We start from the raw sequence: 17,511 nt of genomic DNA, 5'->3' as shown, positions 1-17,511 counted from the left end.
TGACCTTCGCGGCGGTGTGGCCTATTTTGCTCAACACCGTGGCGGGTGTTCGTCAGTTGGACCCGCGCTGGCTGCAACTGAGTCGCAGCTTGAGTGCCAGCCGTTGGGAAACGTTGAGCAGGGTAGTTATCCCCGGCGTTCTGGGACACGTGTTGACCGGTGTCCGGTTGTCGATTGGCATTCTTTGGATCGTCCTGGTGCCCTGTGAAATGCTCGGTGTCAGTGAAGGGCTCGGGTACTTCATCCTGAACACCCGCGACCGGCTCGCTTATTCAGAATTGATGGCCATGGTGCTGTTGATCGGTGTACTGGGTTTCATGCTGGATGCGCTGGCCAGGGCGCTTCATCGTCGTTGGGCGCATTAAAGGGTTGCCTGCGCTTTCACCCAGTTCATGAACGCCTGAATGTCTGCGGTCTTCTCTTTTCCTGGCGAGCATAAAAAGTAATACCCGGTATCGGTGTCCATTTCTTCTGCAAACAGCTTTTGCAGTTCACCGGTCTTTAGCTCGTCCGAGATGTGGGATGTTCGGGCCATCGCAACCCCCAATCCGCGAATAGCCGCATGCACCGCCATACTGGTATAAGGCACGGTCAACGCGCCCTTCAGCGACTCGCAACGCACACCGTGTTTATCGAGCCAATACTCCCAGGTCGGCGTAGACACCCGTTGCCCGCTCAGTGTGGTTCGAGATCGCAAGATGAGCGGGTATCTCAAAATATCATCCACAGTGACAGGGATGCCCAGAGCCTCAACCAGCACTGGACTGCAAACCGGAAAAAGTCGCTCCGCCAAAATGAACTCCGAGAACAGGCCTGACCAAGCGCAACCTCGCGTTTCAAGCCTGATTGCGACCTGAACGTTGGCATTGTCGAATCTTGAAAAGTCTTCGGTATTGAGCTTGATTTTGATCTCTGGCCATAACGCATAAAATCCCGGCAAACGGGGAATCAACCAAGTGGTAGCGAACGAGTCATGCACGAAAACTTCCAGTACTGACTCTCGACGCTCGCCCCGTTCAAACCGATCGACAACGCTAATCATGTCCTTGAAAAACACCCGAACAACCGGCAATAGCTCAGCGCCATTTTGGGTAAGTTTCATTGCTCCCGCGCTTCTGTTGAAAAGCTCCACACCGAGCAAATCTTCCAGCTGTTTTATCTGATGACTTATTGCGCTTTGGGTGATGTGCAGCTCAGCCGCCGCCTGTGAGAAGTTCAGATACCGAGCGCAGGCTTCAAAGCCTCTTAGTGAAGTCACTGACGGGAATCGTCTCAATTGCATAACCCTGTCTCCAAAACAAACTCATGGGGCACAAATTCCTTTCATTACCACCCTACCGGAACTGCGCGCCAAAATGAGGCTGTTCATCAGATCAACGCTACTACCGGCAGATAATATGACGTTCTCCACACTTTCAGACAATGTCGCAGATACCAACGAAGCACCGCGCAGAAAAACGCTTGTTGCGGCGTGCGTGGCCCATGCAACGCATGACGGCCTGAGCGATCTTGTATATGTCTTCCTGCCGGTCTGGCAAGAGATGTTCATGCTGAGCTATGTCTGGCTTAGCCTGCTCAGGAGCGCCTATGCACTGACGCTGGCGACCTTGCAAATTCCCGCTTCATCACTTGCAATCAGGATAAAACCTGAATATCTGTTGGTCATCGCAACGGTAGTGACGGGTATCGGCTGGCTAGCAGCAGGGTTGGCAGGAAGCGCCACAGCGCTCGGATTGGCATTGATCATTTCTGGCGTTGGGGCCAGTGCTCAACACCCCATCGCGTCGGCGATGGTGTCCAGGGCCTACGGTAGAAATGCAAAAAAGCCGCTGAGTACCTATAACTTTTCTGGCGATGTCGGGAAGTCGATTTTACCTGCGTCCGCCGCGTTCCTGTTGACCTATACCTCCTATCGCAACACCGTCACTCTGTTTGCCGCCATCGGGGTACTCGCAGCGCTGCTTCTTTGGTCTCTGCTCAGGAATGCGTCTGTTAAAGGCGATGTTCAGCTCAATACCGGGAGTCGCGCTTCCAGCAAGACGGTCGTCCAGGCCAACCCTGGGGCATTTTATGCATTGTTGTGTACCGCTATTTTGGACAGCGCAGTCCGAATGGGCTTTCTGATGTTCCTGCCGTTCATCATCAAAGAAAATGGCGGCTCTTTGGCTCAGACAGGTATTGGCCTGACCCTGGTTTTCATCGGCGGAGCCATAGGTAAATTTTTCTGTGGATGGTTGTCCGATTATATCGGGACCATAAAGACCATTATCGTTACCGAACTGGCGACTGCGTTGCTGATAGGCGTCGTGATTTCAGCGCCACTCACTATTGGCTTGCTGATACTTCCACTACTGGGTGCGGTGCTTAATGGGACTTCTTCGGTACTGTATGGATCCGTTACCGAGGTTGTCGACTCAAGAAAGCTGGAGAAAGCTTTTTCGGTCTTTTATACCGGTACGATAGGCTCAGGTGCGTTAGCGCCCATCTTGTATGGCTACACCGGTGATCATTTGGGCGTGACGATGGCAACAGTGGTCGTCGCCGTAACGGCTGCGCTGGCGCTGTTTCCGGTGTTGGGATATTCGCTCAGCCACCCTGGCACGTTTAGCCAGTAGCCAACTGAAAACCTCGTCCCGGTGGGCGTGACTATGCCGCCTCGATAGGGCTTGTACATTTGCAGTGGCAGAACACAAACAGCGGGGGGCGAACGATATTTAATATATAAGTGCTTAATGAGTCATTAATAGCTGTACGGCTTTGTATCTTGATTGTTTCAATGTTTATCAAAGTTGTTTCAAAACTCTTTTGATAGTGCTTGACAGATCTTTGGGCGTATGTGGGAATAATAAAAAAATTACGTGCAGTTTGGCTGGTGGTTGAAGCCAGTTATTAAAAATCGTCGGGGAGAACAACGTGACCATTAGCAGTGTCTCAAGCAGCAACTATTTAATTTCTCAGCTCTCTCAAATCTCCACCAGCAGTACCCAGAGCAGTAGTTCTTCCAGCAGCTCTAGTGTCGGCGACGGCGAATCGGGCGGGTCGTCCAACGGTGGTGGTTTGTTGGGTGCGATCACCGAAGCGCTGTCGCAAATCGGTGTGACGGGTTCGTCTTCCAGCGATTCCTCCGGCAGTTCGGACTCATCGAGCTCGTCGTCACAAGATCCGGCGCAAGCCATGGCGGCGTTTATTCAAAGTCTGATGGCGGCGTTGCACTCCCAGAGTTCCGGCAGCAGCAGCGATGCAACAACGGATTCATCAGGCACGGCGTCGGTTTCGGGCAGTGCAACGGCTGGCGGTAAAAGCATCGGGACCGATCTGCAGAGCCTGATACAAAGCCTCGCGTCCTCGGGAAGCTCGACGTCCACCAGCGCAACGACCGACAGTTCCGACTCGGCCACCACCCAGTTGCAGCAAAGCTTTCAAAACCTCATGACTGCATTGGGTGGCAGCAGCACGACCACCAGCAGCACCACTACCAGCAGCAGCGACAGCAGCTCGACCCTCAGCGCGTTCTTGCAGGCCCTGGCGAAAGACATGAAAGGCGCCCCATCGTCAGGCAACGTGGTTAACACGACTGCGTAGTACCATCCGATCCTGATTGAATCTCACGCCTGTCAGCAGGCGTGAGATTGAACGTCAGAACGTGGCCTTGACCTGCAAGCCAATACCAGTGAATTGTCGATATCCTTCCCCGAAAACGCGCTGAGCCCGATGATGTACTGCATCTCTGGTCGGAGAATCAGCCACGGCGTCGCCAGGTAGCCATAACTGAGTTCGATCAATTGCTCGCCACTGTCCAGAGCCAGGCTTGCCTACGATTGCCGCACTGCAGTCTTCCTGACTGATCGCAACCCCTGATCTCTCGATATAGGTCTCACAAGTCTCGGCATGACGCTTCGCTTTCGTGCAGCAAATGCTGCTGTCCCCGGACATGGAGAAACAGGGTTTATCCGGTCAAAGGACAGCACCGCAGCGATATATGCCTGAACAGCGTGTAGACTTTTGCGCTTCGAACCTGGGAGTCTTGCGCTAGGCGCTCCCCTCAGTCTCTGTATCTGTTTAGGCGTGCTTATGGATTTGCGTCAGCTGGAAGCGTTTGCGGCTGTGATGTCAGCGGGAAGTGTCACGGCAGCGGGAAAGATGCTCGGACGTTCCCAGCCGTCGGTCACCCGGGCCATTCAAGAACTTGAGCAAGAGTTGGGCTTTGCCTTGTTCGAGCGCAGTGGGCCGAAGGTCACGCCCACTCACAAAGCGTTCATGATGTACGGCGAAGTTGAAAGTGCACTGCTGGGTATTCGCAACATTCGCCAGCGCGCGCAGCACATTGCGCAGGAGGAGAACCATCAGATCAAATTGGTGGCGATCTCTGCGTTGGCAGCTGGGCTATTGCCCATGGCGTTGTCACGACTGCCTGACCATTTGCGCCCGCAGCAGATCCAGTTGCAGAGCATGTCGCCGGAAAATGTGGTGCAGGCGGTGCTGTCGAAAACCATGGACCTCGGTGCAGTCAGCCTGCCGTTGGAGCATCGCGGGCTGGATATTCACTGGATCGGCGAGGCACCTTGCGTGGCAGTGTTGCCGGCCACCTCTGAGCTGGCTTCCCACGACGTGCTATCCATGGAAGTGCTGGTGCAACAGACGTTGATCACCATGGCCAACCCGTATCGATTTCGTCGGCGCATCGACAAAGCGTTTCATGACGCCGGGGGCGATCCGCCGCGCATGCTCGACACCAACACCTCGCTAATTGCGATGCAGATGGCCAGGGTCGGGCTGGGGGTCGCATTGGTCGATCCTTTTACTGCAATGGGTGTTCCCCTGGAAGGTGTGGTGGTCAAACCGATTGCCTGCAACATCCCATTTTTCTTCGGGTTGATCTCCGCGTTTGCCAGTCCGTTGTCCGACGTAGCCCGCGCACTGATCGATGAGATCGCCACCTCGGCAACATTGCTGCTGCCAGAGATGGTTATGCATGAAGCCAGTGCGCACGACGCTTTGTTGCAGAGCATTTATGCCCAATGACGCTGACGTCGGCGGATGCGGCATAATGGCCTTTTAATATTCATTATTCATTTAAAGAATATCAATATTCATTTTTAGGTGTTGCGAGAATAAAAAGCGCCTTTTAGTATTCGGTTTAAACATTCATAGCCTCTAAGAATTCATTTTAAGTGACTCTGGAACGCTTTTTGAAGTGATTTGAATCAAAGGTCGAGCCTATCCTCTCGATCATCTTTGCGAGTACCGATCTATGCCCGATGTAAATCCCCCCGCAGGCCTCGCGGCATTGGAAGCACGCTTGCGCCAGGATTTGGCTTGGCTCGACCTGCCAGCCAATCCATGGGTCAAGCCGCGCATCAGCGAAGGCGCGGCGGTGCTCGATGTGGTAATCATCGGCGGCGGCATGGCAGGTCTGGCGTTGGCCGCGGAGTTGCGCCACCTCGGCGTCGCGGCGGTGATTTTCGATCAGTCAGCGGCTGGATTCGAAGGCCCTTGGGCGACCACTGCGCGCATGGAAACCCTGCGTTCACCCAAACAACTGACCGGGCCGGCATTGGGATTACCCGCTTTAACATTTCGTGCCTGGTTTGAAGCCCAGTTCGGCTTGGAGGGCTGGGCTGCGTTGGACAAGATTCCGCGTCTGCAATGGGCTGAATACCTGCGCTGGTATCGCAAGGTACTGACCCTGGACGTGCGTAACGAGCATCGCGTGAGCCGGGTTGTGCCCAGAGCGGACGGCCTGATTGAGCTGGAAATCGTGACTCCTGCGCAGACGCTTGCTGTGTTGGCGCGGCATGTGGTGCTCGCTACCGGTCGCGACGGCCTGGGCGGCCCTTGGGTGCCCGAGTTCGCCAAGCAGTTGCCGGATCATCTGTGGGCACACTCCGCAGACGGGTTACAGGACAATTGGTTTGCAGGTAAGCGCGTCGCGGTCATCGGTGGCGGGGCGTCGGCGATGGACAGCGCCGCCACAGCGCTGGAAGCCGGGGCCACGCGCGTTGATCTGCTGATCCGTCGCGCCGAATTACCGCGCATCAACAAAGGCAAGGGCGCCGGCAATCCTGGGATGACCCACGGTTACTGGCGCCTGCCGGACGCATGGAAGTGGCGCATTCGCAACTACCTGAATACCCAGCAAGTGCCACCGCCCCACGGCAGTACGCTGCGGGTTTCAAACTCAGGCAAAGCGCGTTTCTTAATGAACAGCCCAGTAGTGTCGGTGGAAGAAAATCCGCAGGGCGGGTTGTTCTTGCATACGCCTACCGCACGGATTGAGGCCGACTTTGTAGTATTCGCCACTGGTTTTCGCACGGACTTTCAACAGCGTCCAGAGTTCGCGCCTTTCTCTTCGAGCATCCGCGTATGGCGTGATCGTTTCGAGGCACCGGCCGCTGAACTCGATGCTGAGTTGGCCGAGCTGCCGGACTTGGGCACCTGCTTCGAGTTTCAAGAGAAGACCCCGGGTGCTTGCCCGGGCCTGAACCATATCCATTGCTTCAGCTACCCGGCCGCGCTCAGCTACGGTGCAGTGTCGGGCGATATCCCGGCCATCAGTGAAGGCTCCAAACGTTTGGCCCACGCGTTGGTTGGCCAGCTGTTTAACGACGACATCGAGCTGCATTTCGAGAGCATGCAACGTTATGCCGAGCCCGAACTATTGGGCGATGAGTGGGTGGCCAGCCAGCCAACCGACGAAGAGTTACGCCAATGATCGGCTGGGGGCTGCGTCGGTTAATTCAGTCGCTGCTGGTGATTCTGCTGATGACGCTGGTGGTGTTTATCGGCCTGAACGCCGTTGGCAACCCTATGGATATTCTCGTCGGTGAAGACCTCAACCAGGTCGAGCGCTTGCAGGCCATTGCGCATTTGGGCCTGGACAAGCCGCTGTGGGAGCAATACCTGATATTCCTCAAGGGCGCGGTGCACGGCAACCTGGGGCAAAGCTTCGTCTATCACGAAGACGCCATGCGTTTGATTTTGCAGCGGCTCCCGGCGACCTTCGAACTGGCGTTCAGCGCGCTGTTTCTAGCGGTGGTGATTGGCGTTCCCTTGGGTATGTTTGCCGGCACCTATCCCGATCACCCGTTGTCGCGCCTGATGATGGCCTGCAGCATCGTCGGTTTTTCACTACCGGCGTTCTGGGTGGCGTTGATGATGATCATGCTGTTCTCGATCAAGTTGGGCTGGTTGCCGGCCAGTGGCCGTGGTGACACCCGCGAGTGGCTGGGCGTGCAGTGGTCATGGCTGACGCTGGATGGTTTACAGCATCTGCTGTTGCCCGCGCTGAACCTGGCACTGTTCAAAATCTCGCTGGTGTTGCGCCTGACCCGCGCAGGCGTGCGCGAAGTATTGCCGCAAGAGTTCGTAAAGTTCGCCCGAGCCAAAGGCCTGTCGCCGATGCGCGTCATGTGCATGCACGTCATGCGCAACACCATGATTCCGCTAGTGACGGTATTGGCGATGGAGCTGGGTTCGACCCTTGCCTATGCGGTGGTGACTGAAAGCATCTTTTCCTGGCCGGGCGCCGGGAAGCTGATTCTGGACAGCATCAACACACTGGATCGTCCGGTGGTGGTGGCCTATTTGATGGTGGTTGTAGTGATTTTTGTGGTGCTCAACTTGATCGTCGACGGCTTGTATTACGTGCTGGATCCCCGCGTCCGCAGCGAGGCTTCCCGATGAGTGCCGTTGAAAAAGCCTCAATGGCCAGCGTGCGCTTGCAGGCGCAGTCGCCATGGCGTCGGGTCGCCGTCGAGTTCATGAGTTCGCCGACGGCGGTGGTCGGTTTGCTGGTCTTATTGATCATCGTGCTGGTCGCGGTATTCGCTCCATGGATCGTGGTGCAAAACCCCTACGACCTGATGCAGCTCAACGTGCTGGATGCACGTCTGCCACCCGGCAGCGTCAACATGGACAGCGGTTACACCTATTGGCTGGGCACGGACGGGCAGGGGCGTGATCTGGTCTCGGCAATAATGTACGGCCTGCGGATCAGTCTGTGGGTGGGCATCGGTTCGGCGTTGATCGCTGCGGTGATCGGCACGCTGCTGGGTTTGGTCTCGGCCTATGTCGGTGGCTGGGTAGACGCGCTGTTGATGCGTCTGGTGGACTTGCTGTTGTCATTTCCAGTGATCCTCATGGCCCTGATGATCCTCGCCTGGCTGGGCAAGGGCGTCGGCAACGTCATGCTCACCCTGATCGTGCTGGAGTGGGCCTATTACGCCAGGACCGCTCGCGGCCAGGCGTTGACCGAAAGCCGCCGCGACTATGTCGATGCCGCGCGCGGGCAGGGCATCGGTCCGTTGCGCATCGTCATTGGCCACATTCTGCCTAATTGCCTGCCACCGCTGATTGTCATCGGTGCGTTGCAGATTGCCCGCGCCATCACCCTCGAAGCGACGTTGTCGTTTCTAGGCCTCGGCGTACCGGTCACCGAGCCGTCGCTGGGGTTGCTGATCGCCAACGGCTTTCAATACATGCTGAGCAATGAGTACTGGATCAGCCTTTTTCCGGGGCTGGCGCTGCTGATCACCATCGTCGCGATCAATCTGGTGGGCGACCGTTTACGCGATGTGCTGAACCAGAGGCTGGAGCGATGAACCTGCCTGACGTGTCGTTGGCGCAACCGGTGGTTGAGCAGCCAACCCTCGATGTACGCGGTCTGTGCACTTCGTTTTACACTCGTGCCGGGGTGCTGCCAGCGGTGCGTGAGGTGTCGCTGCGTGTACAGCCGGGGCGGATTCTCGGTCTGGTGGGCGAATCTGGGTCGGGTAAATCGGTAACTGGATTTTCCATTCTGGGGCTGGTAGATGCACCCGGTCGAATCAGTGCGGGTCAGGTGCTGTTCAAAGGCCGTGACCTGACCAAACTGTCGGCTGCTTAGTTGCGCGACTTGCAAGGTAATCGCATCGCGATGATTTTTCAGGACCCGATGATGACCCTTAACCCAGTGCTGCGCGTCGACACGCAAATGATCGAAGCGGTGCGTGCTCACCGCTCGCTCAGTAAGCGCGCTGCTCGCGAACACGCCAGTCGTACCTTGGCCTTGATGGGCATCGCCAGCCCGGAAGAACGTCTGCGCGCCTATCCGCATCAGTTGTCGGGTGGCATGCGTCAGCGGGTGGCCATTGCTATCGCGCTGCTGCACTCCCCGGACCTGATCATTGCCGACGAGCCGACCACCGCGCTGGACGTGACCATTCAGGCGCAGATCCTCAGCGAAGTGCAAAAGTTGGTGCGCGAGCAGGGCACCTCGTTGATCTGGATCACTCATGACCTGTCGGTGGTGGCTGGCCTGGCTGACGACGTGGCGGTGATGTACGCCGGGCGCATCGTCGAACAGGGTTCGGTGGACGACGTACTTGATCGCCCACAACATCCTTACACCCAAGGGCTGATCAACAGTTTGCCGAGCCGCAATAAGCGCGGACAGCGTTTACGGCAAATTCCTGGCATGGCCCCTGACTTGCTGTCGATGCCCGCCGGATGTGCGTTTGCTGAACGTTGTTCGCGAGCATCGGAGGTCTGTGACCAGGACCCTGAACCACGTGAGGTTTTACCGGGCCAGACGGTTCGTTGTTTTCACCCCGGAGCCGCCGATGCGTACTGATCAGATCCCTTTCATCGAACTGAGTCAGGTCAGTAAGACCTTTGGCAAACCGCTGGACGAACATTCCATCCAGCACCTGCTGCAACGTCTGCACCTGACGCGCCACAAACCGGTGACCCATGCGGTTGATCGTGTGGATTTGCGCATCAATCGCGGTGAAGTGGTGGGTCTGGTAGGCGAGTCCGGCTGTGGCAAATCAACCTTGGGTCGCATGGTGGCCGGGTTGCTGCCGGTGTCGTCCGGTACGGCGTCGGTTGATGGGAAATCCCTCCACCAACTGACGGCTGCCGAACGTCAGGCGGTGCGGTTAAAAGTGCAGATGATCTTTCAAGATCCGTCGTCCAGTCTCAATCCACGCTTGCGTGTGGATCGGATCGTCGGCGAAGGCGCGCTGCTGCATGGCTTGACCGACAAAAAAGGCTACGACGATTACGTCAGTGCGCAGTTGCAACGTGCCGGTCTCAGCCCGCAACTGCGTCAGCGTTACCCGCATCAGTTCAGTGGCGGTCAGCGTCAGCGCATCGGCATTGCCCGCGCCTTGGCGGTACAACCAGAACTGTTGGTGTGTGATGAGTCGGTGGCGGCGCTGGACGTGTCGATTCAGGCGCAGATCCTTAACCTGTTCATGGACCTGCGCGACGAGTTGGGGTTGACCTACCTGTTCATCAGCCATGACTTGGGCGTGGTCGAGCACCTGTGCGACCGGGTGGTGGTGATGTACCTCGGCCGGGTGGTCGAGAGCGCTTCGGTCGACGACCTGTTCGCCCGTGCCAATCATCCGTACACCCAAGCGTTACTGGCGCAGATCCCGCGCTTCGATGTCCGCAGTACCCGCTATGACGCGATCAAAGGGGAAATCCCCAGTCCGCTGAACCCGCCCGCCGGGTGTCATTTCCACCCTCGCTGCCCGCACGCCATGGCGCGCTGCCGCGAGGAAGCTCCAGTGCTGAGGGAGGTTTCGCCGAACCACCTGAGTGCGTGCCACCTCAACGATAACGTTTGAACGAGCGCTAGACGCTCGTCATTTTCATCGCCATTGCGTGCAAGGAATCACCCATGAAACCACTCGTTCTTTCACTTTTAGCCTCGGCCCTGATCCTGGCGGCCGGCAGTGTATCGGCGCAGACCCTGCGCATCGGTTACGCCGACCCGGTGTCGTCCCTCGATCCACAACTCAACAACTACGCCGGTGACCGTTCGGTGGCGCTGCATGCCTTCGAATCGCTGGTTAACCGCCATGATGATAAAACCCTGCCAGGCCTGGCCAAGAGCTGGAAAATCGTCGACGACACCACGTGGGAGTTTGACCTGCGCGACGACGTCAAATGGCAGGACGGCACGCCGCTGACCGCCGATGACTTCGTGTTCTCATTCGAACGCGCCCGCAGTGTTCCGGGCAGTGTGGCGTCCTACACCGGCGCCACACGTACCGTGAAATCGGTGACGGCCAAGGACGATCACACGCTGATCATCAAGACCCTTACCCCCAACGCCAACCTGTTGCCGGACGTCGATTCGATCTACATCGTCAGCCGCCATGCTGGGGCCAACGCCAGTAGCTCCGACTACAACTCGGGCAAAGCCATGGTCGGTACCGGGCCGTACCGTTTCGTCTCGTATGTGCCGGGGGACCGCACAATCTTCGAGCGCAACGACACGTACTGGGGTGGCAAGCCGACGTGGGACAAGGTCGATTTCCGCTTCATCGCCAACGCCTCTAACCGCACCGCCGCTTTACTGGCGGGTGATGTGGACGTGATCGATAAGGTTTCGCCGACTGATGTCGAGCGACTGCGCAAGACCTCGAGCGTCAACGTCTATGCCTATCAGGGCTTGCGTGCGCTGATCATCCAGCCAAGCTTCCGTGAAGGCCCCAACGAATTCATTCGTGACAACACCGGCAAGCCGCTGGCCGAGAACCCATTGCGTGATGTGCGCGTGCGCAAAGCGCTGTCGTTGGCGATCAACCGCCAGGCTATCGATGATCGCATCATGCAGGGCACCGTCACCGAGGCCAATCAATGGATGCCGGCCAATACGTTTGGTTACAACCCTGACGTAAAGAACATCCCCTACGACGTAAAACAGGCCAAGGAACTGCTGGCGCAAGCCGGCTTCCCGGACGGTTTTCAGTTGACCGTGCATGTGCCGGGCGACCGCTATCCGCAGGCGCCAGAAGCTATGCAGGCAGTGGCGCAGTTCTGGTCGCGGATCGGCGTCAAGGTCCAGCTCGAAGTGCTGCCGTGGGCGGTGTATGCCGGTAAGGCCAACAAAAATGAACTGGCAATCAGCGTGATTGCTTGGGGCAACGGCACCGGCGAAGCGGCTTATGCGCTGACCAATATTCTCACCACCGTCGACAGCAGCAAAGGGCAGGGCGCGTCCAACTGGGGTCACTACAGCAACCCACTGGTAGACAAGGCATTGGTGGATTCCACCGCAGAGTTCGATGAAGCCAAGCGCCGCAAGATTCTTCAGGATTCGGTCAAGGTGGTCAGTGAGGACGTTGGTATTATTCCGCTGTTCCACTATCAGAACATCTGGGCCGCCCGCAAAGGTCTGAAAGTCGAGCCGCTGGTGAGCGATCGCACGGCAGCGACCATGGTTACCGAACAACCTTGAACCTTGTGCATTCGCGCACGGTTGGTTTGAATCGTGGCGCGAATGCCGCCAACAGCCTTACAGGATTTGTCATGACCTTGACCGCTGAACACACAGCCGCACCGGACTTGCTCGACCGCTTGTTAAACATCCAGCCGGGCACTCACCTGCACGCCGTGCGCCATGCGCGGGACAAAGTCGCTTCGGCGACGCAGGGCAGTCAGGATCTGTTTTTTGATCCGGCGCTGGCGAACAATTTGTCGTTGAACGAGCGCCTATGGGTGGCTTACTACGCTGCGCGACTGACGCCGAATCCGACGTTGACGGCGCATTACCTGGAGCAGTTACAGACGGTGGGCGTGGATAAAATCCTGCTGGCGACCGTTGATTCGGGCTTTATAGACAAGCTGGGTGACTCACGGCTGACGGCGATTCTGCATTTCACCCGGACCCTTATCGAATCACCTGTCCATGGTGATCAGACAGCGTTGGTGGCGCTCCAGCATGAGGGGCTGAGCACCGCCGAAATCGTCGTGCTGGCGCAGTTGATTGCCTTCCTCTCCTATCAAGTGCGTCTGGCCGCCGGCTTGGGTGCGTTACTGTCTGCCGGAGCAGCCCAATGAGCACGCTTATTCAAAGCAATGGCTTCACCAACGAAGTGCTGGGCTGGAAAGCCTGGCTGCCGACTGTTGACCTTAACAGCGCAACGCCTGAGCAAGTGGCGGTACTCGAAGAGAGCCATCCGCAAGCCAAGACATCTGACTACTACCTGACCTTGGCTCACCATCCGGACATCCTTCGCCAGCGGTCCCAGGCCTTCAACGCGATCATGTACGCGCCGGGCGGTTTGTCCCGTGCCGAGCGCGAACTGGCGAGCACAGTAGTGTCGCGGGTCAACCGCTGCGTGTATTGCGCTTCGGTGCATGCGCAACGCTTCGAACAGTTAGCCAAGCGTAATGACGTCATCGCAGAGGTCTTCGCCGACCCCGCGACGGCGGGCACCAATGATCGCGAGAAAGCCATCGTCCAGTTCGCGATCGACCTGACGCTTGAGCCTGCTTCGCTGGGCGCTGCTCACATTCAGACGCTGCACGAGCAAGGGCTAGACGACGCGCAAGTGTTGGACCTGATTCATGCGATCTCGATTTTTGCGTGGGCCAATCGATTGATGTTGAACCTGGGTGAGCCGGTGTTTCCTGCGGCTTAGCTATTTTTTGTCCAACTTTTTGGGGGCAGTTCACACTGTGGACCGAATTTATTCACGCCCTGAGGTGGTCCGTCAACACGGTATTCGCTAGGCTACATGCTCTAGCAGCGGCGAACCGTGCGACTTCAGCGCCTCCAAATATCTAGCTTCGTCGTACACAGTGCTGGTTTTCCAGCACTGAAAAACGATCCTTATCCATTTGAATGCCAGTGCCCTAACGGCGACCTGATAGCTGCAACCCTTAGCTCTGCTACTGTGCACAATAAACCTGCATGGATGAACATTGATGAGTATTCAAGACGCTGTCCTGTTGAAAGAGCTTATGTCTAAGAGACGAAGTGTTAGATCTTTCAGTGAAAAGCCTCTGAGTGTGGACTTTCTGGAAGCGTTTCTTTATGCCGGACAAGGTTGTACCTCTGCGGACGGAAGACGAACCGCACCTTCGGCACACGCTCTGTTTCCACTCACATTGATGGTTGTTGTGCGTCATGTCGATGGTCTAGTACCCGGGGTATACAGCTATGACTCCCAAGCAAGAAAACTAGTCCGTACGCAAGAGCTGATCGATGATGGGGTGCTCAACTCCGCGGCTCTAGGCGATGAGACGTGGTTGGAGGACGCTCCTGCCGTCATCGCAGTCGTGGCTGAGCGACAGTCGGCAATTGATCATTTCGCGAGCCAACAAGCCGACGGCCTTAGAGGAGCACGTTACGTTGATTTTGAAGCTGGGGCAGCCGTTCAAAATATCTACTTGGCTGTTACCGCCGCAGGTCTTGGCGGTGTAGTTGTGATGGGGTTTGATGACATTAAAATGAAGGAAGCCTTGCGACTTGAACTGCCCTATTTTCCGGTAGCCCTGTTCTGTGTAGGGCATCCTCTCAATTAAAACGATGTGTGCGCTACGTTCTGTGGCGAAGCTGGCGCCCACATACGTGCCTGTGTCCTAATGCACCCACATCACCGCATAGCCTAGGGTCATCAGACCCCAGGCCACCAGCGGATGAAACACCACTTGCCACACGCGTGCACGCGGGTCGAAACCCACGCCGTGCACATACCCCGCGGCCACGCCCCACATGACCAGCATCAGCAGGTTGTGGTTGTAGTGCCCTTGGGCGTTGAGGATGGTGATGGGGTGGATCAGTAGAATAAGGCTCAACGGAATGGCCAGCAGCAGGGACAAGGCCCTGCTGCTGGCGCGTCGCAACCGTGGTGTGGCTTCAGAGGTCACCCGCTGGCTCCTTATCCAGCGTGTCGGTGGCTTCGAGCCACATGACGTTGATGATGCCGAAGCTACAGGCCAACAAGACGCCGAGGATCCAGGCGAAATACCACATAATGTGTGCTCCTCAGTAAAGGCTGTGGGGGTTGGCGTCGATGTGTTTGGTGGTCACTTTGCCCCACATTTTGGCGTAGCACCAAAGGGTGTAGCAGAGGATCAGCGGCACGAAAATCGCTGCGGCAACCAGCATGATGTTGAGTGTCATGCGGCTGGAAACGGCATCCCACACGGTCAGGCTGGAGGCCGGATCGATACTCGACGGCATGACAAAAGGGAACAGCGCAAAGCCAGCTGTGCAAAGTGTGCCAACGATGGCCAGGCTGCTGCCCAGGAATGCGCAGCGACTGTGGCTGCCAGTGGCCGAGAGCAGGGCCAATAGCGCCCCGACTATCCCCACAACCGGTGCGATGATGGTCAGCGGGTATTTCCCGTAGTTCGCCATCCAGCCAGGGTTGCCCATGACCACGGTCTTGCTCAGCGGATTGAGGGCTATGCCGGGATCGAAGGCTGAGGTGATAGTTTGTCCTTCAATACCGCCCAGCACGAGCCAGACACCAGCGCCGATGAACGCTAGCAGGTAAACCGCCGCGAACAGTTGAGCCGCGCGGCGTGAACGCCGGGCGATGTCACCCTCCGTACGCATCATCAACCACGTGCCGCCGTGCAGGCAGAGCATGCTCAAGCTGACGACGCCAGCGAGCAGCCCGAATGGGCTGAGCAGTTGCCAGAAGCTACCGTGGTAGCTGGAGCGCAGCGTGTCATCAAACTGGAAGGGCACGCCCAAGAGCAGGTTGCCAAACGCCACACCGAAGACCAGCGAAGGCACCACACCGCCAACAAACAGGCCCCAGTCCCAGCTTTGCCGCCAGCGGGTGTTGCTAAGTTTGCTCCGATAATCGAAGCCCACGGGGCGAACAAACAAGGCAAACAGCACCAGCAGCAGGGCCCAGTAGAAGCCCGAAAACGCGGCGGCATACACCAATGGCCAGGCGGCGAATAACGCACCGCCAGCGGTAATCAGCCAGACCTGATTGCCATCCCAATGCGGCGCGATGGTGTTGATAACCACGCGTCGTTCGTTATCGCTGCGGCCGACGAAGGGCATCAGCGCGGCGGCGCCGAGGTCGAAACCATCGGTCAGGGCGAAGCCGATCAGCAAGACGCCAACCAGTACCCACCAGATCAGTTTGAGGCTTTCATAGTCGAACATTATTGTGCTCCTCAGACCAGGGTCGGCTGTGTAGCGTGGGCGGATGTTGCCTCGTGTTCCAAGTGATAGCGCCCGGTGTGCAGACTGCTCGGGCCGAGCCTCGCGAACTTGATCATCAGGTACATCTCGATCACCAGCAGCACGCTATAGAACGCCACCAGCGCCAGCAGAGAGCCCCAGACATCACCGGTCGAAACGCTTGAAGCGGACAGATGGGTCGGGAGTATTTCACCGACGGACCAGGGCTGACGACCGTGCTCCGCAACAAACCAGCCGGTCTGCGTGGCAACCCACGGCAGCGGCAGGCTGAACAGGGCCCACTTGAGCAGCCAGGGTTTGCGCATTTCGTTCTTGCGGGTAGACGCCCAGAACGCACAGACGAATAAGGCCAGCATCAGGAAACCGCTGAGCACCATCAGGCGAAAGGTCCAGAAAATTGACGCCACGCCGGGGATGGAGTCCAGCGCAGCCTGTTTGACTTGTTGGTCGCTGGCATCGACTACCTTATCGGTGTACTTCTTGAGCAGCAGACCGTAGCCCAGATCCTTTTTCACCGCGTTGAAGGCAGAGACTGTCTGTTCGCTTTTATCACCTGCGCGCAGTTGCCGAAGCAGGTCATAAGCAACCATGCCATTACGGATACGCACCTGATGTTGGGCGATCAGATCCTTGATGCCGGTCACCTTTGTATCCAGCGAACGCGTGGCAATAATCCCCATGACATAAGGGATTTTCACCGCGTAATCGGTACGTTGCTCGGCCTGATTTGGCAGCCCGAACAACGTAAAGGCTGCAGGTGCGGCCTCGGTATCCCACTCGGCCTCAATCGCCGCGAGCTTGGTTTTCTGAACATCGCCGATCTCATAGCCAGACTCATCGCCCAGAATGACCACCGAAAGAATCGACGCCATGCCGAACGCCGACGCGATGGCAAAGGAGCGCCGCGCGAACCCGATATCGCGGCCCTTGAGCATGTACCAACTCGAAATAGCCAAGATAAAAATCGCGCCGGTCACGTAACCGGAAGCAACAGTGTGGACGAACTTGACCTGTGCCACGGGGTTGAACAGCAAGGCGCTGAAACTGGTCAGCTCCATGCGCATGGTGATGAAATTGAACTCTGCACCGACTGGGTTTTGCATCCAGCCGTTGGCGATCAAGATCCACAATGCCGACATGTTCGAGCCGATCGCGACCAGCCAGGTAACCCCCAGATGCTGGACTTTGGTCAGACGATCCCAGCCAAAAAAGAACAGGCCGATGAAGGTCGATTCCAGGAAGAACGCCATCAAGCCTTCAATCGCCAACGGAGCACCGAAAATGTCACCGACGTAATGGCTGTAGTACGCCCAGTTGGTGCCGAACTGGAACTCCATAGTCAGGCCGGTGGTGACGCCCAGGGCGAAGTTGATGCCGAACAGCTTGCCCCAAAACCGGGTCATGTCCTTGTAGACCTGCTTGCCGGTCATCACATAGACCGACTCCATGATGGCGAGCAGGAAGGTCAAACCGAGGGTTAAAGGCACGAATAAAAAGTGATACAAGGCGGTCATAGCGAATTGCAGTCGAGATAAGTCGACAACTGATTCCGAGATCATTGG

Annotated in this window: 17 protein-coding genes and 3 pseudogenes; 13 read left to right on the top strand and 7 right to left on the bottom strand. The window is 57.3% G+C overall.

Going from position 1 to position 17,511, the window contains the following annotated elements:
- A partial coding sequence (locus M0974_RS09510) for an ABC transporter permease (protein ID WP_297835647.1) occupies window positions 1–365 on the top strand: 365 nt, incomplete at its 5' end.
- On the opposite strand, the gene M0974_RS09505 is transcribed toward M0974_RS09510, so the two are convergent.
- Complete coding sequence (locus tag M0974_RS09505; RefSeq protein WP_297835646.1) at window positions 362–1,282, bottom strand: LysR substrate-binding domain-containing protein; 921 nt, start codon at window positions 1,280–1,282, stop codon at window positions 362–364. The two genes, M0974_RS09510 and M0974_RS09505, sit on opposite strands and share 4 nt — an antisense overlap.
- A 115-nt stretch (window positions 1,283–1,397) precedes the next feature.
- Here M0974_RS09505 and M0974_RS09500 point away from each other — a divergent pair, with 115 nt between their 5' ends.
- Complete coding sequence (locus M0974_RS09500; protein WP_297835644.1) at window positions 1,398–2,615, top strand: MFS transporter; 1,218 nt, start codon at window positions 1,398–1,400, stop codon at window positions 2,613–2,615.
- 298 nt (window positions 2,616–2,913) lie between these two features.
- A complete protein-coding gene (locus tag M0974_RS09495) occupies window positions 2,914–3,582 on the top strand; it encodes a hypothetical protein (RefSeq protein ID WP_297835642.1) in 669 nt (222 codons plus the stop codon).
- A 54-nt stretch (window positions 3,583–3,636) separates the two neighbouring features.
- On the opposite strand, the pseudogene M0974_RS09490 reads toward M0974_RS09495, so the two are convergent.
- Window positions 3,637–3,800: pseudogene (locus M0974_RS09490) on the bottom strand (carbohydrate porin); the annotation flags it as partial.
- A 271-nt stretch (window positions 3,801–4,071) separates the two neighbouring features.
- Here M0974_RS09490 and M0974_RS09485 point away from each other — a divergent pair.
- The 9 genes and pseudogenes from M0974_RS09485 to M0974_RS09445 all read left to right on the top strand — a co-directional run bounded on the left by M0974_RS09485 (window position 4,072) and on the right by M0974_RS09445 (window position 13,418).
- The gene (locus M0974_RS09485) at window positions 4,072–5,022 is read left to right on the top strand and encodes a LysR family transcriptional regulator (RefSeq protein ID WP_297835640.1); all 951 of its coding nucleotides are present in this window, start codon (window positions 4,072–4,074) and stop codon (window positions 5,020–5,022) included.
- A 229-nt stretch (window positions 5,023–5,251) separates the two neighbouring features.
- On the top strand, window positions 5,252–6,712 hold the full coding sequence (locus M0974_RS09480; RefSeq protein ID WP_297835638.1) for an NAD(P)-binding domain-containing protein: 1,461 nt from the start codon (window positions 5,252–5,254) through the stop codon (window positions 6,710–6,712).
- Complete coding sequence (locus tag M0974_RS09475; protein ID WP_297835636.1) at window positions 6,709–7,683, top strand: ABC transporter permease; 975 nt, start codon at window positions 6,709–6,711, stop codon at window positions 7,681–7,683. Before M0974_RS09480 ends, M0974_RS09475 begins: the two co-directional genes overlap by 4 nt.
- Window positions 7,680–8,600: an ABC transporter permease gene (locus tag M0974_RS09470; protein ID WP_297835634.1), complete on the top strand. Its 921-nt coding sequence runs from the start codon at window positions 7,680–7,682 to the stop codon at window positions 8,598–8,600. The genes M0974_RS09475 and M0974_RS09470 overlap by 4 nt, the downstream gene beginning before the upstream one ends.
- Window positions 8,597–9,610: pseudogene (locus M0974_RS09465) on the top strand (ABC transporter ATP-binding protein). Before M0974_RS09470 ends, M0974_RS09465 begins: the two are co-directional and overlap by 4 nt.
- Window positions 9,600–10,613: an ABC transporter ATP-binding protein gene (locus M0974_RS09460; RefSeq protein WP_297835632.1), complete on the top strand. Its 1,014-nt coding sequence runs from the start codon at window positions 9,600–9,602 to the stop codon at window positions 10,611–10,613. Before M0974_RS09465 ends, M0974_RS09460 begins: the two are co-directional and overlap by 11 nt.
- Window positions 10,614–10,666: 53 nt before the next feature.
- Window positions 10,667–12,232: an ABC transporter substrate-binding protein gene (locus M0974_RS09455; protein WP_297835630.1), complete on the top strand. Its 1,566-nt coding sequence runs from the start codon at window positions 10,667–10,669 to the stop codon at window positions 12,230–12,232.
- Between the two features lie 77 nt (window positions 12,233–12,309).
- Window positions 12,310–12,834 (top strand): CMD domain protein, encoded by a 525-nt coding sequence (locus M0974_RS09450; RefSeq protein WP_297835649.1) that lies wholly within the window; start codon window positions 12,310–12,312, stop codon window positions 12,832–12,834.
- Window positions 12,831–13,418, top strand: a complete 588-nt coding sequence (locus M0974_RS09445; RefSeq protein ID WP_297835628.1) for a peroxidase-related enzyme — start codon at window positions 12,831–12,833, stop codon at window positions 13,416–13,418. The genes M0974_RS09450 and M0974_RS09445 overlap by 4 nt, the downstream gene beginning before the upstream one ends.
- Before the next feature lie 87 nt (window positions 13,419–13,505).
- Here M0974_RS09445 and M0974_RS09440 read toward each other — a convergent pair.
- Window positions 13,506–13,667 (bottom strand): annotated as a pseudogene (locus M0974_RS09440) (IS110 family transposase); the annotation flags it as partial.
- 37 nt (window positions 13,668–13,704) lie between these two features.
- Between M0974_RS09440 and M0974_RS09435 the strand changes: the two are divergent.
- Window positions 13,705–14,304, top strand: a complete 600-nt coding sequence (locus tag M0974_RS09435) for a SagB/ThcOx family dehydrogenase (RefSeq protein ID WP_297835627.1) — start codon at window positions 13,705–13,707, stop codon at window positions 14,302–14,304.
- A 57-nt stretch (window positions 14,305–14,361) separates the two neighbouring features.
- Here M0974_RS09435 and M0974_RS09430 read toward each other — a convergent pair whose 3' ends face one another.
- Genes M0974_RS09430 through M0974_RS09415 form a run of 4 tightly spaced genes read right to left on the bottom strand, consistent with a single transcriptional unit; the run spans window position 14,362 to window position 17,508 of the window.
- Window positions 14,362–14,649, bottom strand: a complete 288-nt coding sequence (locus M0974_RS09430) for a cyd operon YbgE family protein (protein ID WP_297835624.1) — start codon at window positions 14,647–14,649, stop codon at window positions 14,362–14,364.
- Window positions 14,639–14,755: a cytochrome bd-I oxidase subunit CydX gene (gene cydX / locus M0974_RS09425; RefSeq protein WP_219063702.1), complete on the bottom strand. Its 117-nt coding sequence runs from the start codon at window positions 14,753–14,755 to the stop codon at window positions 14,639–14,641. Before cydX ends, M0974_RS09430 begins: the two co-directional genes overlap by 11 nt.
- A gap of 12 nt (window positions 14,756–14,767) precedes the next feature.
- Window positions 14,768–15,910 (bottom strand): cytochrome d ubiquinol oxidase subunit II, encoded by a 1,143-nt coding sequence (gene cydB, locus M0974_RS09420; RefSeq protein WP_297835620.1) that lies wholly within the window; start codon window positions 15,908–15,910, stop codon window positions 14,768–14,770.
- Between the two features lie 11 nt (window positions 15,911–15,921).
- Window positions 15,922–17,508, bottom strand: coding sequence for a cytochrome ubiquinol oxidase subunit I (locus M0974_RS09415; protein ID WP_297835648.1), 1,587 nt, complete (start codon window positions 17,506–17,508; stop codon window positions 15,922–15,924).
- Between the last annotated feature and the right edge of the window lie 3 nt (window positions 17,509–17,511).

The organism is Pseudomonas sp. (assembly GCF_026224925.1).
GTDB lineage: Bacteria > Pseudomonadota > Gammaproteobacteria > Pseudomonadales > Pseudomonadaceae > Aquipseudomonas.
The sequence above is the reverse complement of the archived record's forward strand: the minus strand, read 5'-3'. Positions and strand labels throughout refer to the sequence as shown.

Coding starts and splice junctions, on each gene's coding strand:
- M0974_RS09500 (WP_297835644.1), top strand. CDS start 1,398: ATGACGTTCTCCACACTTTCAGACAATGTCGCAGATACCAACGAAGCA.
- cydB (WP_297835620.1), bottom strand. CDS start 15,910: ATGTTCGACTATGAAAGCCTCAAACTGATCTGGTGGGTACTGGTTGGC.
- M0974_RS09505 (WP_297835646.1), bottom strand. CDS start 1,282: ATGCAATTGAGACGATTCCCGTCAGTGACTTCACTAAGAGGCTTTGAA.
- M0974_RS09435 (WP_297835627.1), top strand. CDS start 13,705: ATGAGTATTCAAGACGCTGTCCTGTTGAAAGAGCTTATGTCTAAGAGA.
- M0974_RS09460 (WP_297835632.1), top strand. CDS start 9,600: ATGCGTACTGATCAGATCCCTTTCATCGAACTGAGTCAGGTCAGTAAG.
- M0974_RS09485 (WP_297835640.1), top strand. CDS start 4,072: ATGGATTTGCGTCAGCTGGAAGCGTTTGCGGCTGTGATGTCAGCGGGA.
- M0974_RS09415 (WP_297835648.1), bottom strand. CDS start 17,508: ATGATCTCGGAATCAGTTGTCGACTTATCTCGACTGCAATTCGCTATG.
- M0974_RS09455 (WP_297835630.1), top strand. CDS start 10,667: ATGAAACCACTCGTTCTTTCACTTTTAGCCTCGGCCCTGATCCTGGCG.
- M0974_RS09480 (WP_297835638.1), top strand. CDS start 5,252: ATGCCCGATGTAAATCCCCCCGCAGGCCTCGCGGCATTGGAAGCACGC.
- M0974_RS09475 (WP_297835636.1), top strand. CDS start 6,709: ATGATCGGCTGGGGGCTGCGTCGGTTAATTCAGTCGCTGCTGGTGATT.
- M0974_RS09445 (WP_297835628.1), top strand. CDS start 12,831: ATGAGCACGCTTATTCAAAGCAATGGCTTCACCAACGAAGTGCTGGGC.
- cydX (WP_219063702.1), bottom strand. CDS start 14,755: ATGTGGTATTTCGCCTGGATCCTCGGCGTCTTGTTGGCCTGTAGCTTC.
- M0974_RS09470 (WP_297835634.1), top strand. CDS start 7,680: ATGAGTGCCGTTGAAAAAGCCTCAATGGCCAGCGTGCGCTTGCAGGCG.